We start from the raw sequence: 18,206 nt of genomic DNA, 5'->3' as shown, positions 1-18,206 counted from the left end.
TGGTGGGCGTTTTTTCATTATAAAACATAAAGTTGAATTTTTATGCTTAAAAAACAATCATTGTTGGTAGTTTCTTTATTTTTTGTTCTTTTGTTGGTATGTCTGAGTATTTATTGGCAGGGGCTAAATGGGGGATTTATTTTTGATGATTTTGTTAATTTACAAGAATTGGGTACTTATGGAACTATAGATAGTTGGGATAAGTTTAGAGCATTTGTAACTAATGGTTTTTCAGGCCCTACAGGTCGCCCAATATCTTTGGCAAGCTTTCTTATTGATGATAATACATGGCCATCTCAAGCGCCAATTTTTAAATATACAAATTTAATGATCCATTTACTCAATGGTACTTTATTATTTTGGGCAACTTTACTTTTATTAAAACACTATCAATATGAAGAAAAAAAAGCAACATGGATTGCTTTGGTGTCTTTTAGTTTATGGTTATTTCACCCATATTTTGTGTCAACCACTTTATATGTTGTGCAACGTATGGCACAACTTACGACGTTATTTAGTTTAGTTGGGATCATTGGTTATTTAAAAGCTCGTTGCTATGTGACAGAAAAGCCTATTTTCGCTTATTTTTTTATGACGTTTATTCTTGGTGTAAGTACACTTTTAGCAACGTTTAGTAAGGAAAATGGTGCATTATTACCTCTGCTTATTTTAGTGATTGAATTTTGTAATCTAAGTCAAATCAATAAACCAATCTGGCAATGGCGAGCCATTTTTTTATGGTTACCGTCCTTAGCTATTATTGCAGTCTTGATTAAATATACAAGTTTTGCTGAGAATCCATGGCCAAATCGTAATTTTAATATGATTGAGCGATTATATAGTGAAGCACGTATTGTTGTTGAGTATTTATTTAATCTTTTTGTACCACAAATTGAATTAAAAGGTTTGTATCAAGATGGATATGATGTTTCTAGATCGATTACTCATCCTATAACCACTTTATATTCTATTATATTTTTATTCTTATTATTCTTCATGGCATTTGTAGTAAGAAAAAAATATCCATTATTAGCTTTAGCAATTTTATTCTTTTTTGCTGCTCATTTAATGGAATCTACAGTACTGGGGTTAGAGTTGTATTTTGAACATCGTAATTATTTAGCAGCATTATTTTTATTCTTACCAATTGCCAGTGGATTATATAGTTTACGAAAGTATGTGAATTTAAAATTACTTAATTTAATTGTTTTAATTATTTTAGTAATTCTCTGTTTCTTCACTTATGAAAGAGTGAAACTTTGGTCGAATACAGATCGATTACAGATATATTGGGCGAAAAATTCACCTAATTCTGTACGTGCTCAGAATTCTTTGGCTGCAATTTTATTTGCAGATGGACAGTTTGTAGAAGCAAATAAACATTTAAATAGCGCAATTAAAAGTATGCCAGATAGTACTTTATTGACACTACGCTCTTTACTACATAAGTTATATTTAAATACAGCAAGCCATGAGGATTTTGTGCATACAGCTAATAAATTAAGATCACAACCTCATGATGCTCAAGCTTTATTAACTTTTAGAACGTTGGTCGAGTATACGACTCAAGATGCAAAGAGTCGTATTTTTACATATGATAGTTTGCTTTTAATACGTGCCTTACAAGATAATCCCAATTATAAAAATGATGAGAATGTCAAAAAATTAGCACCATATTTGGCTGCTAAAATTGAACTTGCTAATAATCAGCCAAAAGAAGCTTTAAATGAATATTTAAAGGCGATAAAAATATATAATGATGTAGAGGCAGGACTCATGATGGTTGCTGAATTGGGTTCACACCATGCGACTAAAGAAGCATTAATTTTATTGGATCAGGTGGAAAAACAATATTATCAACAAGATCCTAAAACTTTGAAACGTAGTAAAGTGGAATATGATTTCGAAAGTAAAAGAATAAGAGAAATTCTATTCGCTCAATTACAAAAGGATATTAAACATTGAAAATTAGTATCGTTCTCCCCGCTAAAAATGAATCAGGTGCTATTGGCCAAACAATTGCGCAGATTCAACAATTGCGACTTGCTCATGAAATTATAGTAGTGAATGATGGCTCTACAGACCAAACAAAACAAGTTGCTGAAAATGCTGGTGCAAAAGTGATTACTCATCCTTATTCCAAAGGGAATGGTGCAGCAATTAAAACTGGTGCACGTTCTGCAACTGGTGAAGTTATTGTTTTTATGGATGCCGATGGACAGCATGATCCAGAAGATATACCAAGACTTTTAGCAGAAATTCATAATGGCTATGATTTGGTAGTGGGAGCTCGTCAAAAGGGTTCGCAAGCTAGTATGGGACGTGGAATTGCAAATAAACTCTATAATAATTTAGCCTCTTATATGTCAGATCATAAAGTAGAAGATTTAACTTCAGGTTTTAGAGCTGTTCGCGCTGATAAATTCAGAGAGTTTATCTATTTATTGCCAAATGGTTTTTCATACCCGACAACAAGTACGATGGCTTTTTTCAGAGCCGGTTATTCCGTTACATATGTTCCAATTCATGCAGCTAAAAGAATTGGTAAGAGTCATATTCATCCAGTAAAAGATAGTGTACGATTTTTCTTAATTATTTTTAAAATTGCGACTTTATATTCACCTCTAAAAATGTTTCTACCGTTTGCTGTAATATTATTTATATTAGCTACAAGTTGGTACGGTTATACATTATATGAATTTGGTCGCTTTACTAATATGAGTGCTTTACTTTATACAGGCAGTATTATGATTTTTCTAATGGGGTTGATATCAGAGCAAATTACAGCCTTGATGTATAAAGAAAAGTAGGGTCCACTGTGTTAAATAGTCTAAAACAGCTCTGGAAAATTCTTTCACCACTCGACAAACGCAAAGTTATTTATGTCTTAATTCTAGTGATAGGTATGGCTTTTATTGAGTCGGCAGGTGTTATTTCCATTATGCCTTTTTTGGCTGTGCTATCGAATTCTGATATTGTTGAGTCGAATTACTACTTAAAGCAACTATATGATTTTACGGGAGCTGCGAATAAACAAAATTTTGTATTGTATTTAGGCTTCCTCTCATTGTTTATTGTTGTATCCTCAACCGCATTCAAAATTGTGACACAATATGCGGTTAATCGTTTTGCCAGCTTACAGCGTCACTATTTTTCTGCTCGCCTACTTAAAGTTTATCTGCAACAAAAATATGAATTTTTTATTCAGCGCAATAGTGCAACCTTAGTTAAGAACATTCTGTCTGAAGTCGATCAACTCATCTGGACCATGATCTTACCTGCTTTAACTCTCATGTCTTATGGCATTGTACTATTATCTATGGTTGGGATTCTTCTACTGTATGATCCAGTTATGGCGATAGCAACAGCATTCGTGTTAGGGTTATTTTATACCATTATTTATATGTTGGTACGAAAAAAACTAACTCAAATTGGGCAGGAGTTTACCCAAGCTAATAAAGAACGCTATCAAACTTGCCAAGAAGCACTGGCAGGTATTAAAGATGTGATAATTAATAATGCAAAACAAGGCTATATTGAACAATTTGAACAATCATCACGAGTATTTGCTAGACATATTGCAACACGAGATACTTTAGGACAAGTGCCACTGAATATTATTGAAACTGTAGGCTATGGCTGTTTAATCGGCTTAGCTATGCTTTTAGTGATTTCAGGAAAGGATGCTTCTCATATTTTACCGGTGCTTGGCCTATACGGTTTTGCTGCTTACCGTATGCTACCCGCCGCACAAAATTTGTATCGCTCTATTTCGCAAATTAAGTTTTCTGAACAAGTTTTATCTGTGCTTCAATCTGAATTTGCTTTAGAAATACATGAGCCTCAAAATATAGAAAAAACTAACTTTCAGAATCTAAAATTTGAACATTCAATAAAATTAGAAAATATAAGCTTCGCTTATCCGAATCGAATAGAATCCCCCATTCTGAACAACTTTAGCTTGGAAATTAAAAAAAATTCTAGCTTAGGCATTGTTGGAAAAAGCGGTAGTGGCAAAAGCACCCTCATGGATATCATGTTAGGTCTACTTATCCCCCAACAAGGAAAATTCTTTATTGATGGGATCGAACTTAAGTCTGACAATATAGTCGACTGGAGAAATTTGGTCGGTTATGTACCTCAAAGTATCTATTTAGCAGACAAAAGCATAGCTGAAAATATTGCTTTTGGTATAGCAAAAGCAGATATAGATTTAAAGCGAGTTGAACTTGTTGCCAAACAAGCGCAAATTGATAATTTTATTAAAAGTCAATTACCTTTAGGTTATCATACTCTTGTTGGGGAACGTGGTGTCATGCTTTCTGGAGGACAGCGCCAACGTGTAGGTATTGCACGGGCTTTGTATAAAAAACCACAAGTATTATTTATGGATGAAGCAACGAGTGCATTAGATGTGGAAACAGAGAAAGCTGTAAATGATGCAATTCAATGTTTGAATGGGGAAATTACATTAGTAATTATTGCGCATAGAAAAAGTGCAGTGGAGAAGTGTGAACAAATATTGTCCTTATAAACATGCAATCATCTCAAATAAGTTTTATGATTGAAAGCTATTTTTAAATAATCTCTATTCTTTATTCTAAATTTCAAAGAATAAATCAGTTATTTATCAATGATAATGGATATCTCATGACAAAAAAAATAGACATACTCGTTCCTCCTTTAGATCCAATTCAATTTTCAGGTGGAAGTTGGTGTGTAATACAATATGCTATTGGATTGGCTAAGGCAGGTTACGATGTTCGCGTAATACCAATGTTGCCTTGTGTGTATCCAGAGTGGATTCCAAAGATAGAAGGGCTAAGTTTTATTGCTGAAGAAGAGAATACATTAAAAATACGGCGAAGGTCTGTATTGTTCAATATTGCTAAAGCAATGTTGAAACGTAGACGAGGAAAATTTATTGAAGCTGTTTCTACGTTTTCTTTGAAGTTTCTCAAAAAAGTTCCACATCTTTTACCATTCGAATTTTATCGTGCGAATGTACTTTTTTATATTCGTTCACAGGCACGTGAAGCAGATATAGTTATTGCTACGTATTTTGAAACAGCTCTCGCAGCTCGATTTTATCCCGCTAAGAGAAAGCTTTATTTTTGTCAGCATCTAGAGAGCTTGTTTTATAAAGAACTACCACATAATGATTTGTCACGTGTTGATGCAGAAGTCTCTTATCATCTAGGACTTGAAGTTATTGCTAACTCAAGTTGGTTATGTGGGCAATTAGTCAATCGTGGATTGCAACCTAAATTATGTTGTAATGCAATTAATAAAGAATTTTTTTGGCCATTATCCACTCCTATTCATCGAAAGAATAATGAAGTTGTATTAATTAGTTATGGTGGACGTAATGTTGAATGGAAAGGTTTTTTAGAAATGGCTAGAGCTGTTGCTATAGCAAGGCTTGCGTGTCCAAATTATCAAATTATATGGCGAGTTTACGGGAGTGCTTCACTGCCTTCAAAAAATGACATCGCTAACTATGAGTCATTAGGCTTTTTACAACAGGCTCAATTGGGAGAGGCATACAGAGATGCAGATATATTGTTAAGTGCTTCTTGGTATGAAAGCTTTCCACTTTTTCCGCTAGAGGCTATGTCTTGCGGATTAGCTGTTATTTCTACTCAATTGGGGACAGAAGATTATTGTCGGCATTTAGAAACTGCTTATATTGTAGAACCACATAATGAGCAAAGTATCGCTGATGGTATTATTGCTCTAGTACAGCAAAGAGAATTACGTAATCATATAGCTTCTACTGGATTAGTAGAGTCAACTAAATTTGACTGGTTAAGTTCTGTGGAACGAATGAAAAATATTATTGAAGGTTTTGAATAACAAAATCTTTTATGAAATTAGGGAAATTTCAATAATTTTTTCGAAAAAATTTTTAATTTATTTTTGTTAATATATTGATTAGGATCGGTTATTTCGGAGGAGTTGTGGTAAAAGTCAGTATTATATTACCTAATTACAATCACGATAAATATCTTTCACAACGTATAGATAGTATTTTGAATCAAACATACCAAGATTATGAGCTTATTATTCTTGATGATTTTTCGACAGATGATAGTCTATGTGTTCTTGAGAAATATAAATATAATCCAAAGGTAACTCATTTTATTTTAAATGAAATTAATTCTGGATCTGTATTTAAACAGTGGAACAAAGGAATCGAATTAGCAAAAGGAGAATTGATTTGGATGGCCGAGTCAGATGATATAGCTAATATAGATTTTTTAGAAAAGATGATTCATATATTTGATAACCATGACAAAATCGTGCTGGCATATTGTCAATCAAATAAAATTAATAGTTTTGGGGATATTTATGGTGATTGGCTTGATCATACAGAAATTAACGGGCAAAACAAGCATACGTATGATTTTAAAATGAATGGATATGAATTCATTAAAAAATATATGATAGACCAAAATTCAATTCCAAATGCCAGTGGCGTAATTTTCAAAAAATCAGTTTATCAGTCTGTGGGAGGGCCTTTGACTGGATTAAGAACAGTGGGGGATTGGAATGTATGGGTAAAGATATTGGCACATGGGGAAATCTATTTTTGTGCTGAAAAGTTAAATTTTTTTAGAATGCATGATTCAAGTTGTGTTGCAATGTCTAATAAAAATGAAAAAAGGGCTAGCATTATATTAATGCATTTAAATATGTATGAAGACTTATCTAATTATTTTTGTGAAATTGATTTAAAACTTTCAAAAAAAATGAGAAATAAAAGAAATATTGCAGCTTCTAAATTCTTATTAAACTGTTTTTCAAGTAAAAATTATCAACTATTATTTGATAATTTTATAAAACTTAAACTTTATTTTATTTTTTTTAATGTTAATTTTTATATTGTATCTTTAAGAATTATGGCTAATTTATTCCTTAACAATCATCCTAGTAAAATATGATTAATTATTTATATTAATCAGGAGTGGTAATGAAAGAACCTTTAGTTTCCATCGCATTAGCTACTTACAATGGTGAAAAATTTCTTGCACAACAAATGGACTCTTTGCTAGCACAGGATTATCCGAATCTAGAGATTGTTATTTCCGACGACTGTTCCAGTGATGGAACGTGGACTATCTTGCTTAGCTATGCTGAGCGAGATAGTCGTATTCGGTTGCTACCATGTGAAACTAATCTAGGATATGTTAGAAACTTTATTCGTGTTTTTATGGCCTGCAAAGGAGAGCTAATATCTCCTTGTGATCAGGATGATATTTGGTATTCAAATAAAACTTCTCGATTAGTTGAAGAAATTGGAGATTCTACTCTTATTTATTGTAACAATAGATATATTGATGAAAAAAATATTAGCTTGGGTGTAACTCATTCAGATAAAGTTAATATGATTTTTGGGAGTGATGTAAGACAATTGTTGTTTTGTACATCAATTTGTGGTCATACGATGTTATTTAAAAAAGAGTTGTTGAATTTTAACAATCAATTAGTTGAATTCCCATATATTGATTGGGTCATCTCATTTTTAGCAGCTGAGCATGGGTATATAAAATATTTGAATGAGGTTTTAGTGGATTGGAGACAGCATAATACATCCACTACATTTCATATTAGAAATAAACAAAAAGGTAGTAAGGCTAAAAATATAGAATCAGATATAAGAATGTTAGAATTATTTTCTAAATTAGAAAGTACACAAAAAAAATTTATAGAAGATGCAAAAAAATCACTTATTAGTTGGTTTAATAGCTATATTGGCTTTTCAATGCTAATCTTTATTTTTAGGTATGGAAGTGTTACCCACTATAGTCATCCTGCTAAATTTCCTTTTATAAAATATATGCTTGGATATAAATTAAAAAAAATATTAAATGCTAAATATTATTAATAATTTTTTAAAGGTGTTATTTTGGTTTATTTCTCATTAATTGTACCAATTTATAATGTTGAAAATTACTTATATTCTTGTTTAAAGAGTATATTTATTCAGTTGCCAAAGGATGATTCTGTGGAGGTGATTTTTGTAAATGATGGTAGTACTGATAATTCATATAATATTTTAGAAAATTTTTTAGAAAAAATTGATGATCTGGATAAATATAATATAAAAATTATATTTCAAAAAAATCAAGGGTTAAGTGTGGCAAGAAATAAAGGTGTTTTTGCTTCAAGTTCAGAATATGTTGCATTTCTCGATTCCGATGATATTTTGCTAGATGGGTATTTTAGTGAAGTATTGATGGTATTAAAAAGTAATTATAATATTGATTTAATTAAATTTAAATATTGTTTTTTTTACGATCCTGAGAAAATGGTAAAGGTAGCTAGTACCATAATATTTAAAGGAGTTTCAGTTATTGATCGTGACTTTATGATAAAAATGCTTAATGATAGTTCTTGGTATGCATGGTTGCATATATATAAAAAAAATAATCTATTGAAAAATCCTTTTCCCAAAAATATTAATTTTGAAGATGCTTTTACAATTCCATATATTATAGAAGAATCTAAAAAATGTTTTATCTTGGATAAGTATTTATATGGTTATAGAAAGAGAGAAGATAGTATAACAAGTAGTTATAATCAAAAAGTTATTAATCAAAATATACATAGTTTAAAGTATTTAGTACTTAATTTTTTAAAGAAAGCTAAAGAGGGTAGTGAATATAGTTATATTATGTATATTTTCTTTTTGAGAGTATATTTTTCATATTTAATTAAACATAAAAATTATAAAGCTGCTAAAATAGCATGGAATGAAGTTAAAAATAATGAATATGGTTTAGGTTCTTTTAATAAAGAATTATTTATAAAAAACAAGCATAAGATATATTATTATCTGTATTTAAATTTTGGGTTTTACTCCAATTATATTATTGTTATTATTGGTTTTGTACATGGATTGATATTTAACTTGCTGAGAAAGATGAAAGTATAATGAATATTTTAGTTGTTGGGGCAGGGTTTGCTGGTTCTATTTGTGCAAGAGAATTAGTTGAGGCAGGACATAAAGCTTTAGTTGTAGATCGTCGTGATCATATTGCCGGCAATGCTTATGATGTAAAAGATGAACACGGTATTCTGATTCATCAATATGGGCCACATATTTTCCATACCAATAGTGAACGTATATTTAACTATCTATCCAAATATACAGAATGGCATTACTATGAACACCGTGTACGTGGTGTGGTGAATGGCAAACAATATCCTTTTCCTATCAATAGAGATACATTAAATCAGTTATATGATCTAGATTTAACAGAAGAACAAGCAGCTGAATTCTTTGAAAAAGTACGTGAGCCTAAAGAAAAAGTTCAAACAAGTGAAGACGTGGTACTGAATTCAGTCGGACGTGACTTGTATGAAAAATTCTTTTTAAACTACACAAAAAAACAGTGGGGCTTAGATCCATCACAATTAAAAGCGGGTGTTGCTGCACGTATTCCAACGCGCACAAATTCGGATGATCGTTATTTTACCGATACATATCAAGCGATGCCTTTACATGGCTATACAGCCATGTTTGAAAACTTATTGAATCATCCAAATATTCAAATCAAAACATCGACTGAATTTAAAGATGTACTCACTACAGAAAATCAATTTGATCATATTGTCTATACAGGTCCAATTGATGCATTTTATGATTATAAATTCGGACATTTACCATATCGTTCATTACGTTTTGAACGTGAACATTTGAAGAATGTTGAACAATATCAGAGTGTAGGCACAATCAATTATCCAAATGATTTTGACTTTACCCGCATTACTGAGTTTAAGCATCTTACAGGTCAAAAACATTCATCAACTTCTATTGTCAGAGAATATCCCACAGCAGTTGGTGATCCCTATTATCCAATTCCACGTGATGAAAATGAAAAATTATTTAAGCAGTATCAAGCTTTAGCGAATGTAGAGGAAAATGTTACATTTGTAGGGCGTCTTGCTGAATATCGTTATTACAATATGGATCAAGTCGTTGGTGCAGCCTTAAATGCCGTTGATAAAATATTAGGAAAATAAATTGAAAATAGCGTTCTTATGCAAACGACAGTATATGTCTAAAGATGTTATTTTGGATAAATATGCACGTTTATACGAGATTCCTAATCAATTGGCGTTATTAGGACATCAGGTAGAATGTTTTTGTTTAAGTTATCAATCACATGATGAAGGTAACTGGGATGAGTCAAATGAATTAAAATCTTTGATTTGGCATTCAAAAAGTTATAAAGGATTTAAAAAAGCTGGGTTAGTAGCTTATCCTTTTGTTCTTTTACAACAATTAAAACAGTATCAGCCAGACATCATTATTGCGGCCTCTGATATTCCCCATATTGTGTGGGGGGCTTGGTGTTCTAGAAAATTGAATGTCCCTTTTGTTGCAGATCTTTATGATAACTTTGAAGGTTTTGGACAAGCACGCATACCTGGGATGAAAAGCTTATTGCGAAAAGCCGTCTGTAAAGCTCACTTAATTACTACTACAAGTCAGCCATTAGCAGATTTAGTTTCTCAAGAATATCGTGCCAAAGGCATCGTGTTGTCCATGCCAAGTACCATCGATACTGAAATTTTTGTTGCTAGAGATAAAGTAACAGCACGAAAACAACTCGGTTTACCCATAGATAGGCTATATATTGGAACAGCGGGTGGTTTATATAGAGACAAGGGTGTTCAGGTAATCTATGAAGCTTGGGAAAAGATTAAATCAGAATTGCCAAATGTGGACTTGGTTATTGCAGGACCTTATGAAAAGGAATATTCACCGCCTGTAGGGGATAGAGTTCATTATCTGGGAGCATTACCACATTATCAAGTGGCCACCCTTTTTCAGGCTTTAGATGTCGGTATTATTTCAATATTGGATACCCCTTTTGGTCGTTATTGTTTTCCCCAAAAAGCTTATGAAATGCTGGCTTGCCATTTACCTGTTGTGGTGGCTAATATTGGTGAGATGAACTATTTATTTAAAGATGTGCCTCAAACATTATTTGAAGCAGGTGATGCAGAGGATTTGGCTTTAAAACTCGCCCAACAATTGAACACGCCACGGCACACACGAATTGCGATTAAAGATTGGGAAACCATTATCAAAGATATTGAACCCCTCATCACTTCACTAAAATTGCAACATTAAGCTTTCATCTCAAAAAATTATTGTGTGCTTGTTGCCAAAATTTTTGCATAAGCACTAGCTACGCTGTCCCACTCTATAAGTGCTAACGCATTTTTTCGAATACGTACTGCACGCTCAGCAGCAAGGGTTGGTTCATCTAAAGCCGTGGAAATTGCCGCGATTAATTCTTGTTTATTCTGTGGATTAACCGCAATGTGTTTGATGTCTTCGCCTAATAAATCTTCAATTCCTGCTACATGACCGACCACAGCGGGGCATCCGCAGCCAATAGCTTCCATCAATGCAACCGGTAATCCCTCCTGATCACCATTGTCTGCTCGTACAAAAGGAGCCACAAAAAGGGTAGCTTGCCTATATTGATCAGGAAGCTTGTCTTGTGACAATGCACCTAAAAATTTGACATTATTTTCAAGCTTTAACTGTTGTACCTGTTCTCTCAAATTTTCTTCTTCAGGTCCAAAACCCACAATCTTTAAGGATAATTCTGGACAGGTTCTTACCAAAATAGATAAAGCATCTATTAAATAATTAAGCCCTTTTTTAGGTACGAGCCGCCCGACAAAAAGTAGTTCATTTTTATGGCGTTGTATATCAGATTTAGGCGTGAAGCGATTTTGTAAATCAACCCCCATCGGAATGACTTTAAGTATTTTAGGTTGTATTGAAATTTGCTCTAAGTATTCTTTCATTGCCTGACTGACAACAGTCATTGCAGTTGCATCCTCTGCAACTTTCTTTTTTACCTTCATTAAAACATTACCTTGTAAACCAAATAAATCCCCCCCATGTGAAGTCACCAGATAAGGGAGATTGAATTTTTTGCAAAATCGGCTTGCAATCCAACCTTGTGGAATCAACCAATGTGCATGAATAATATCAATCTTTTGTGTACTCAAAATTTTTTTGACTGCAAGATATTGCCCGATTAGAAAACTGGGAACGAGTAGCCATTTCCACCAAAATGCTTTTAAATTATTAACGATGCCGCCATTATTGACCAAGGACTGTAATTTTTTAGGGGCATATTTATAGCGGACTATATGAACACCATCAAGTAATCCATTTGGATCGGCATGTATAGCATCAGGTACAAGTGCAATAACATTAAATTGTGATGTTAGTCTTTTACATAATTCATGTATGAATCCAGGTTCGTGATCTCCCTGCCAACGTGGATAAGTTGATGCTAAAACTAATATTGTTTTTTTTTGAGTCATAAAGAAAAGCCTAGAGAGTTGAACAATGCACTAAATTTCAGATATTTTGTCTGCAATTTTTAAACTATCTAAAACTTTAATCCTACTTAGGATATTCTACATGATAAAAATTTATAAGAAATAGAAAGTATTATATTTACTGCCTCGTTCAGCTCAGCCAAATTAATCTCTCTTGCACTTCATCTAAGAATCTAAGTTATTATAACGACATTCTATTTTCACTGATTTAATCATGAAATTCCTCCTTCTTCTCTTAGCCAGTGTCTTTATCTCACTGGCTTGGCTTCTGCCTATCCATTACCGCCCTTGGGTTACCTACACGGGTGAACTGTTTGCTTTTTTATCCCTATTTACATTGGCTGCCATTTATTTAAAAGACAAAATTAAATTGCCAGTGATCAGCCTACCGCTATTATTTCTCGCGGCTATCCCGCTGGTTCAGTATGGGGCGGGTGAGCTCTTTTTCTTTGATAAAGCCTTGATATGTAGCTTATTTGTGCTTGGCTTCTGGCTGAGTATGGTGCTTGGCTATAACTTGTCGAGCGAGAAAGCAGGCCGGGCAAACATTTTTACCGGACTCAGCTATGTATTTCTCATGGCCGGAACAGCGACGGGTGTCATTGCGATCTGCCAATGGTTAACGCTCGATGCCTATATCCCCGGGATGGTGAATATGCAACGTGCTGTTCGTCCATATGCCAATTTTGCCCAGCCAAACAATATGGCCACTTTTTTGCTCATGTCACTTTTGGCCTGTTTATATTTATATGAAACCAAAAAAGTCCAGACCAAATGGCTGGTTCCAGCGGCATTCATTATGTTAGTGAGCGTGGCATTAAGCCAATCCAGAACTTCATGGGTGGCTTGTGTCTTTATTCTGGTTTATTTGGCTTATCAGCAATTTAAAGGCTATATTCATATTAAATGGTATTTCCTGGCGGCATGGTTAGGTGTCTTTATAGGATTAGTCCTGATATTACCTGTCATGGGGAGCTATTTAACCCAATTATTGGATATACAGATTAAAGCTGTCGATGTGTCAAGACGCGCTACAGGGGATATGTCGCGTTTAGCCATTTGGCAGCAAATGCTGCATGCCATTGCTGACCGTCCATGGTTTGGTTATGGCTGGAATCAAACCAGTGTTGCATATACCCTGGTCAGTGATCATTTCCAGGGACCGGTGTGGATTCGTAGCGCGCATAATTTTATTCTCGATTTTATTTTGTGGAATGGGGTAATTATAGGCTTGCCGTTTCTGGCTTATTTTGGCTATTGGGGTTATCAGCTAAATAAGCGCGTCAATTCTGTAGAATCTGTGATCGGAATTTTAATGGTGGGTGCAGTATTGATTCACGCCATGCTGGAATTCCCGCAGTACTATGCCTATTTCCTGCTCCCGGTCGGTTTTATTATTGGTCTGGTTCAGTCACAACAGGCCGATACCAAAATCCTGACCCTTTCACCCAATTATATGCGGGTTGCTTACGGTTTATTTTTCTTGCTGCTGATTCTGATCGTGCGGGATCATTCGGTGATGGTTCCTAAACTCAATCAAACGCTACGTTATGAAAAAGTACCGCAAAAAATTACCAATCAAGATCAGGTTTACTTGTTGGAAGAATTTAACCGGCGTATAGACTGGATTCGTATGAATCCCTATAGCAAGGTGAGTACACAACAGCTTGAAGAAATTAGGGAGATGGTGCTCAATTATCCGACCTCCTATGATCTGCTCAAGTATGCCAAAATACTGGCTTTTAATGGCTATGAACAGGAAGCCAGACATCAGCTCGAGTTGTTGAAAAAATTACGTAAAGTCGATTGGGACTATGCGTCATTGGCCCAGCCTGTCGCCAAAAAGTAAAATTTAAAAAAAGCGAATCTGATAAATAAAACAGCCAGTCAATCGACTGGCTGTTTTTAAACTTAAATTTGGCTTTGAATGTAGTTTTCGATACCGACTTTCTCGACCAGATCAAGCTGGGTGGTGGCCCAATCCAGATATTCCTCTTCTTCTTCTAGAATTTCCTGAACAAGATCACGGGTGACATAATCCATTTCCTGCTCGGCCAAGCTGACCGCTTTTTGCAGGGCTTCGATATTTTCGTTGACTTTACGTACATCGCAATTCAGTACTTCAACAGTATGCTGACCGATGTATAACTTGCCTAAATTTTGTAAGTTAGGCAGGCCTTCAAGAAATAGGATGCGTTCAATAATTTTATCCGCATCTTTCATTTGCTGAATCGATTCTTTGTATTCTGCCGAACCCAGCTTCTCAATTCCCCAATCGTTAAACATGCGTGAGTGCAGGAAATACTGGTTAATGGCAGTCAACTGGTGATAAAGCACCTGATTTAACTGATTAATGACGTCACGATTGCCTTTCATTGTAAGTTCTCCATCAACAATTTTTTGCCTTCACAAGGGGTCAGGCAATCAAAAAAATGATTATTGCAAATATCTTAAACAACAAGCAAAACAATGGCGAGTAGTTTATTGAACAGCAAATGAAAATCGCAATCAAGAACGATAATAGGCGTTATGCTACACGGGCGTGTATAAAAAACCCGCCTAGAGTCATAAGCGGGAGAGGAGAAAATGATCTTTTGATCATTCAGTTTCTCATTAGAATAATCGGGTTTTAAGCTGCCACAGAGATGCGGGCTGCAATTTCTGAAAGTTCTTCGCTAATGATGGCGCGTGCTTCAGGGGCGCAACGGCCACAACAGGTACCTAAATCAAGCAGGTCACGAATTTCACGATAGCTTTCCGCACCATTTGCAACGGCATCTTTAATATCTTGATCGGTAATACCACGACATAAGCATACGTACATTTGAACTGGCCACATAAAAGTGAAATGGGATAAGTGATATTATTGATAATTATTATCGTTTGTCAATGAAATTCATTTGAAATATCATTTATTATGATTGAGTTTTTGAATAAAAAAATAACACCTGAGCGGAAATCCGAGTGCTGCTCGGATTTCCGTTCAAGATGAATTGATCATCTGGAAATGAGTTTTGAGACTTGGGTATTTAATGGGTTTTATAAATTATTGATTAATAATTACAATACCATCCATTTCAACCAAAGCCCCTTTAGGCAAGCTGGCGACACCTAATGCTGCGCGTGCAGGGTAAGGCTGGGCAAAATATTCACCCATAATCTGGTTGACCAGCTGGAAGTGGGAAAGATCGGTCAGGAAGATATTCAGTTTGGCGATATCTGCCAATGAGCCACCGGCTGCTTCACAGACGGCTTTCAAGTTATCAAATACACGGCGAATTTGTGCTTCAATGCCTTCAACCAACTCCATACTGTAAGGATCTAAACCAATTTGACCTGAAAGGTACAGGGTATTTTCAACTAAAATCGCTTGAGAATATGTACCAATGGCTGCAGGTGCATTTTCAGTATGGATTACTTGGCGGGACATCGATTTCTCCTTTTATCATCTCTATGCATCATAGCCTAAATTATTCAATAAGAGTGACTTATGTTTGAACTAACTGGCTTTGGATGCTTCAGCAATGTTAATGGGCTGGGCTAAACGGGTAATGCGTGGAAAACCAAAGTGCATGCGTAAATCACGAATAATCTGCGCAATTTGCTTGCGGTTATGCACCACAATATGCACATAGGTTTTGCCTTCATGGGCATGAACCATTTCTACACCGGTTTTTTCCTTCCGGCACTGATAAATCAGGTCAGAAATCTGTTCATCATTCATCAGCATATCAATGCTTAAATAGGCGGTGAAACTGATGTCATCGAAATCTTCAGATGTCCAGTGCAAAGGCATAATATTTTCTGGATGCAGATGCTGTTCATGCAACAGGTTATGACAACGCGCACGATGCACAATCAAGCCACGACGTGAGAGATGTCCCTGAATTGGATCACCAAGCACAGGATTGCAACAATGAGCGTATTTGACATCTACGCCTTCAGTGCCTTGAATAAGACGGGTAGAAGACTGGTTATCCAGGCTCTGTCCTTGTGCAAACAGGTGGTTGGCCACTAATTGCGGTAACAGGTCACCCACCGCAATCTGTTCAAATAAGTGTTCCTTAGATTCGATATGTCGCCATTGCAATATATCGATCCAGTCTGCTTCGGTTAAATCTTTGATGCAGCGATTAAACAGTTTCAGTGCACGGTTCAGGGCTTGCTGGCCGACCAGTTGCTGTTCTTCAATATCCTGATCGCGCAAAATATTCTGGATGGCACGACGCGCTTTTTGGGTGTTGATGAAGCTGAGCCAGTCCGGATTTGGAGTTGCCAGGACATCAGTAATAATCTCGATCACTTGTCCACTGATTAGTGGTGTGGAAAGGGGGCGGGTTTCGCCGTTTATTTTTGCTCCGACAGCATGGTTGCCTAAAAACAGGCTGGCTGAATAAGCAAAATCGACGGCTGTAGCCCCTTGTGGAAGTTCGTGCAAATGGCCATGCGGGGTATACACCCAGATTTTTTCCTGATGCAGATAATCCAACAGATCACTAAAGGTGGTTTTGGCACATTCACCATCCACCAGTACATTCAGGTTCTGCATAGACGCCTGAATGGCTGAGCGGCAGGCTTGCGGTGCATTTTCACCCAGGACCACACCGAAACGGGCAGCCTTACGCATCAGCTCGGTCTGAATAGTCAAAGAGAGCGTGGTTTTCTCACCTTTTAAGCGCATCATTAAAGACTGGTTGCCACCTGGCAATGGACGGCGGATATGATCTTCATAATGTAGAATCTGGAAATTTTCGCGCAGGATTTCTGCCAGACGGTCACAGTCGGCAATACTTTGCAGAATAATCTCAAAAGCATGGCTGTGGGTGAGCTCTTGCAGATCAATATCGTTTTTGACGAAGTGACGCAGCAATTCAATATTGTTATTTTTCTTTTTAATACGGCCGCTAATGTGGTGCTGTTGCAGCAGTTCCGTCAGGTTTTTTTCCCAGATGCTTTGATATTCACAGCGTTTCGGCTTGGTTTGTAGTAGGGCATCCTGAACATTGTTAAACATATCCAGGTCAAGATTTTGATAGCACAGATGTTCCAGGTTGTCGGCCATCTCATTCATGCCGACGATACGCGCCATCGGCACAAAAATATCAAAGGTTTCCTGGGCAATACGTGCCCGTTTATCTGGGCGCAACGAACCTAAAGTGGTCATGTTGTGATAACGGTCAGCCAGCTTAATAATAATGACACGCGGGTCTTGCAGGGTAGCTTGCAAAATTTTACGGAAGGAGGCGGCTTTATTATATTCTTTGTCGCTAGAATGACTGAGTTTGGTCACGCCATCGACCAGCTCGGCCACCGTGCGGCCAAATTTTTCCGTAATGTCTTCTTTGTTGAAATCGGTATCTTCAATCACGTCATGCAGCAGGGCGGCCATCAGGGTTTCGGCATCCAGACGCATATGCGCAAGAATACTGCTGACCGCAATCGGATGCAGGATATAGGGTTCACCACTTTTACGGGTGATGCCGTCATGGGCAATATCGGCATAATCGCAGGCCACAAGCACGCGCTCGACATCACTTGCACTTAAGTAAGCGTCGATAATAATTTTGAGCTGTTGTTTGGCTTGGCTGACCTGTGGGCCTGGCATATAACACCTTTATTACTTCAGTTTCTACAATTTAAATCGCTAGAGCTTTAATGAAAAGCATATTGCATGACTTGTCAATTTTTTCATTTAAAAAACAGCAAAAAGATACATCCTAAATAACGTATCTTTAATTTTATGTTATAACGGTTATTCATCCAATATTAAAGTTGTGCAATAAAAAAAGCCTAGTTAAAACTAGGCTTTTTTAAGATATTTTTTC

At 35.7% G+C, this 18,206-nt stretch carries 15 protein-coding genes; 10 read left to right on the top strand and 5 right to left on the bottom strand.

From position 1 onward, the window contains the following. Nucleotides 1–42 precede the first annotated feature (42 nt). The 9 genes from BLP85_RS11330 (at nucleotide 43) to BLP85_RS11290 (ending at nucleotide 11,146) form a co-directional block, all read left to right on the top strand. Nucleotides 43–1,965 (top strand): tetratricopeptide repeat protein, encoded by a 1,923-nt coding sequence (locus BLP85_RS11330; protein ID WP_092820193.1) that lies wholly within the window; start codon nucleotides 43–45, stop codon nucleotides 1,963–1,965. Further along, on the top strand, nucleotides 1,962–2,810 hold the full coding sequence (locus BLP85_RS11325) for a glycosyltransferase family 2 protein (protein ID WP_092820192.1): 849 nt from the start codon (nucleotides 1,962–1,964) through the stop codon (nucleotides 2,808–2,810). The genes BLP85_RS11330 and BLP85_RS11325 overlap by 4 nt, the downstream gene beginning before the upstream one ends. Nucleotides 2,811–2,818: 8 nt before the next feature. Beyond that, nucleotides 2,819–4,534, top strand: a complete 1,716-nt coding sequence (locus BLP85_RS11320) for an ABC transporter ATP-binding protein (protein WP_092820191.1) — start codon at nucleotides 2,819–2,821, stop codon at nucleotides 4,532–4,534. Nucleotides 4,535–4,650: 116 nt separating this feature from the next. Next, nucleotides 4,651–5,856 carry a glycosyltransferase family 4 protein gene (locus BLP85_RS11315; RefSeq protein WP_092820190.1) on the top strand — a complete coding sequence of 402 codons (1,206 nt, stop codon included), beginning with the start codon at nucleotides 4,651–4,653 and terminating at the stop codon, nucleotides 5,854–5,856. Nucleotides 5,857–5,960: 104 nt separating this feature from the next. Next, nucleotides 5,961–6,944 (top strand): glycosyltransferase family 2 protein, encoded by a 984-nt coding sequence (locus tag BLP85_RS11310; protein WP_171259707.1) that lies wholly within the window; start codon nucleotides 5,961–5,963, stop codon nucleotides 6,942–6,944. Nucleotides 6,945–6,973: 29 nt separating this feature from the next. Continuing rightward, complete coding sequence (locus tag BLP85_RS11305; RefSeq protein WP_092820188.1) at nucleotides 6,974–7,888, top strand: glycosyltransferase; 915 nt, start codon at nucleotides 6,974–6,976, stop codon at nucleotides 7,886–7,888. A 21-nt stretch (nucleotides 7,889–7,909) separates the two neighbouring features. Then, nucleotides 7,910–8,938 (top strand): glycosyltransferase family A protein, encoded by a 1,029-nt coding sequence (locus BLP85_RS11300; protein WP_171259706.1) that lies wholly within the window; start codon nucleotides 7,910–7,912, stop codon nucleotides 8,936–8,938. Further along, on the top strand, nucleotides 8,938–10,029 hold the full coding sequence (gene glf / locus BLP85_RS11295; protein WP_092820186.1) for a UDP-galactopyranose mutase: 1,092 nt from the start codon (nucleotides 8,938–8,940) through the stop codon (nucleotides 10,027–10,029). The genes BLP85_RS11300 and glf overlap by 1 nt, the downstream gene beginning before the upstream one ends. Nucleotides 10,030–10,063: 34 nt before the next feature. Further along, complete coding sequence (locus tag BLP85_RS11290; protein WP_228143296.1) at nucleotides 10,064–11,146, top strand: glycosyltransferase family 4 protein; 1,083 nt, start codon at nucleotides 10,064–10,066, stop codon at nucleotides 11,144–11,146. Nucleotides 11,147–11,163: 17 nt separating this feature from the next. On the opposite strand, the gene BLP85_RS11285 is transcribed toward BLP85_RS11290, so the two are convergent. After that, the gene (locus BLP85_RS11285; protein ID WP_092820184.1) at nucleotides 11,164–12,363 is read right to left on the bottom strand and encodes a glycosyltransferase; all 1,200 of its coding nucleotides are present in this window, start codon (nucleotides 12,361–12,363) and stop codon (nucleotides 11,164–11,166) included. Nucleotides 12,364–12,595: 232 nt separating this feature from the next. Here BLP85_RS11285 and BLP85_RS11280 point away from each other — a divergent pair, with 232 nt between their 5' ends. After that, on the top strand, nucleotides 12,596–14,230 hold the full coding sequence (locus BLP85_RS11280; RefSeq protein ID WP_092820183.1) for a PglL family O-oligosaccharyltransferase: 1,635 nt from the start codon (nucleotides 12,596–12,598) through the stop codon (nucleotides 14,228–14,230). Between the two features lie 62 nt (nucleotides 14,231–14,292). Here BLP85_RS11280 and bfr read toward each other — a convergent pair whose 3' ends face one another. The 4 genes from bfr to BLP85_RS11260 all read right to left on the bottom strand — a co-directional run bounded on the left by bfr (nucleotide 14,293) and on the right by BLP85_RS11260 (nucleotide 17,986). Beyond that, entirely contained in the window at nucleotides 14,293–14,757 is a 465-nt protein-coding gene (gene bfr / locus BLP85_RS11275) for a heteropolymeric bacterioferritin subunit Bfr (protein WP_092820182.1), read from the bottom strand. A 253-nt stretch (nucleotides 14,758–15,010) separates the two neighbouring features. Continuing rightward, a complete protein-coding gene (locus BLP85_RS11270; RefSeq protein WP_086174534.1) occupies nucleotides 15,011–15,205 on the bottom strand; it encodes a bacterioferritin-associated ferredoxin in 195 nt (64 codons plus the stop codon). A 222-nt stretch (nucleotides 15,206–15,427) separates the two neighbouring features. Further along, complete coding sequence (locus BLP85_RS11265) at nucleotides 15,428–15,811, bottom strand: RidA family protein (protein WP_092820181.1); 384 nt, start codon at nucleotides 15,809–15,811, stop codon at nucleotides 15,428–15,430. Between the two features lie 69 nt (nucleotides 15,812–15,880). Next, nucleotides 15,881–17,986, bottom strand: a complete 2,106-nt coding sequence (locus BLP85_RS11260) for a RelA/SpoT family protein (RefSeq protein ID WP_092820180.1) — start codon at nucleotides 17,984–17,986, stop codon at nucleotides 15,881–15,883. Between the last annotated feature and the right edge of the window lie 220 nt (nucleotides 17,987–18,206).

The sequence above is a fragment of the Acinetobacter kookii genome (assembly GCF_900096895.1).
Lineage (GTDB): Bacteria > Pseudomonadota > Gammaproteobacteria > Pseudomonadales > Moraxellaceae > Acinetobacter > Acinetobacter kookii.
This window is presented reverse-complemented; position numbering and strand designations above follow the sequence as displayed.

Coding starts and splice junctions, on each gene's coding strand:
- BLP85_RS11330 (WP_092820193.1), top strand. CDS start 43: ATGCTTAAAAAACAATCATTGTTGGTAGTTTCTTTATTTTTTGTTCTT.
- BLP85_RS11315 (WP_092820190.1), top strand. CDS start 4,651: ATGACAAAAAAAATAGACATACTCGTTCCTCCTTTAGATCCAATTCAA.
- BLP85_RS11305 (WP_092820188.1), top strand. CDS start 6,974: ATGAAAGAACCTTTAGTTTCCATCGCATTAGCTACTTACAATGGTGAA.
- glf (WP_092820186.1), top strand. CDS start 8,938: ATGAATATTTTAGTTGTTGGGGCAGGGTTTGCTGGTTCTATTTGTGCA.
- BLP85_RS11290 (WP_228143296.1), top strand. CDS start 10,064: ATGTCTAAAGATGTTATTTTGGATAAATATGCACGTTTATACGAGATT.
- BLP85_RS11285 (WP_092820184.1), bottom strand. CDS start 12,363: ATGACTCAAAAAAAAACAATATTAGTTTTAGCATCAACTTATCCACGT.
- BLP85_RS11280 (WP_092820183.1), top strand. CDS start 12,596: ATGAAATTCCTCCTTCTTCTCTTAGCCAGTGTCTTTATCTCACTGGCT.
- bfr (WP_092820182.1), bottom strand. CDS start 14,757: ATGAAAGGCAATCGTGACGTCATTAATCAGTTAAATCAGGTGCTTTAT.
- BLP85_RS11270 (WP_086174534.1), bottom strand. CDS start 15,205: ATGTACGTATGCTTATGTCGTGGTATTACCGATCAAGATATTAAAGAT.
- BLP85_RS11265 (WP_092820181.1), bottom strand. CDS start 15,811: ATGTCCCGCCAAGTAATCCATACTGAAAATGCACCTGCAGCCATTGGT.
- BLP85_RS11260 (WP_092820180.1), bottom strand. CDS start 17,986: ATGCCAGGCCCACAGGTCAGCCAAGCCAAACAACAGCTCAAAATTATT.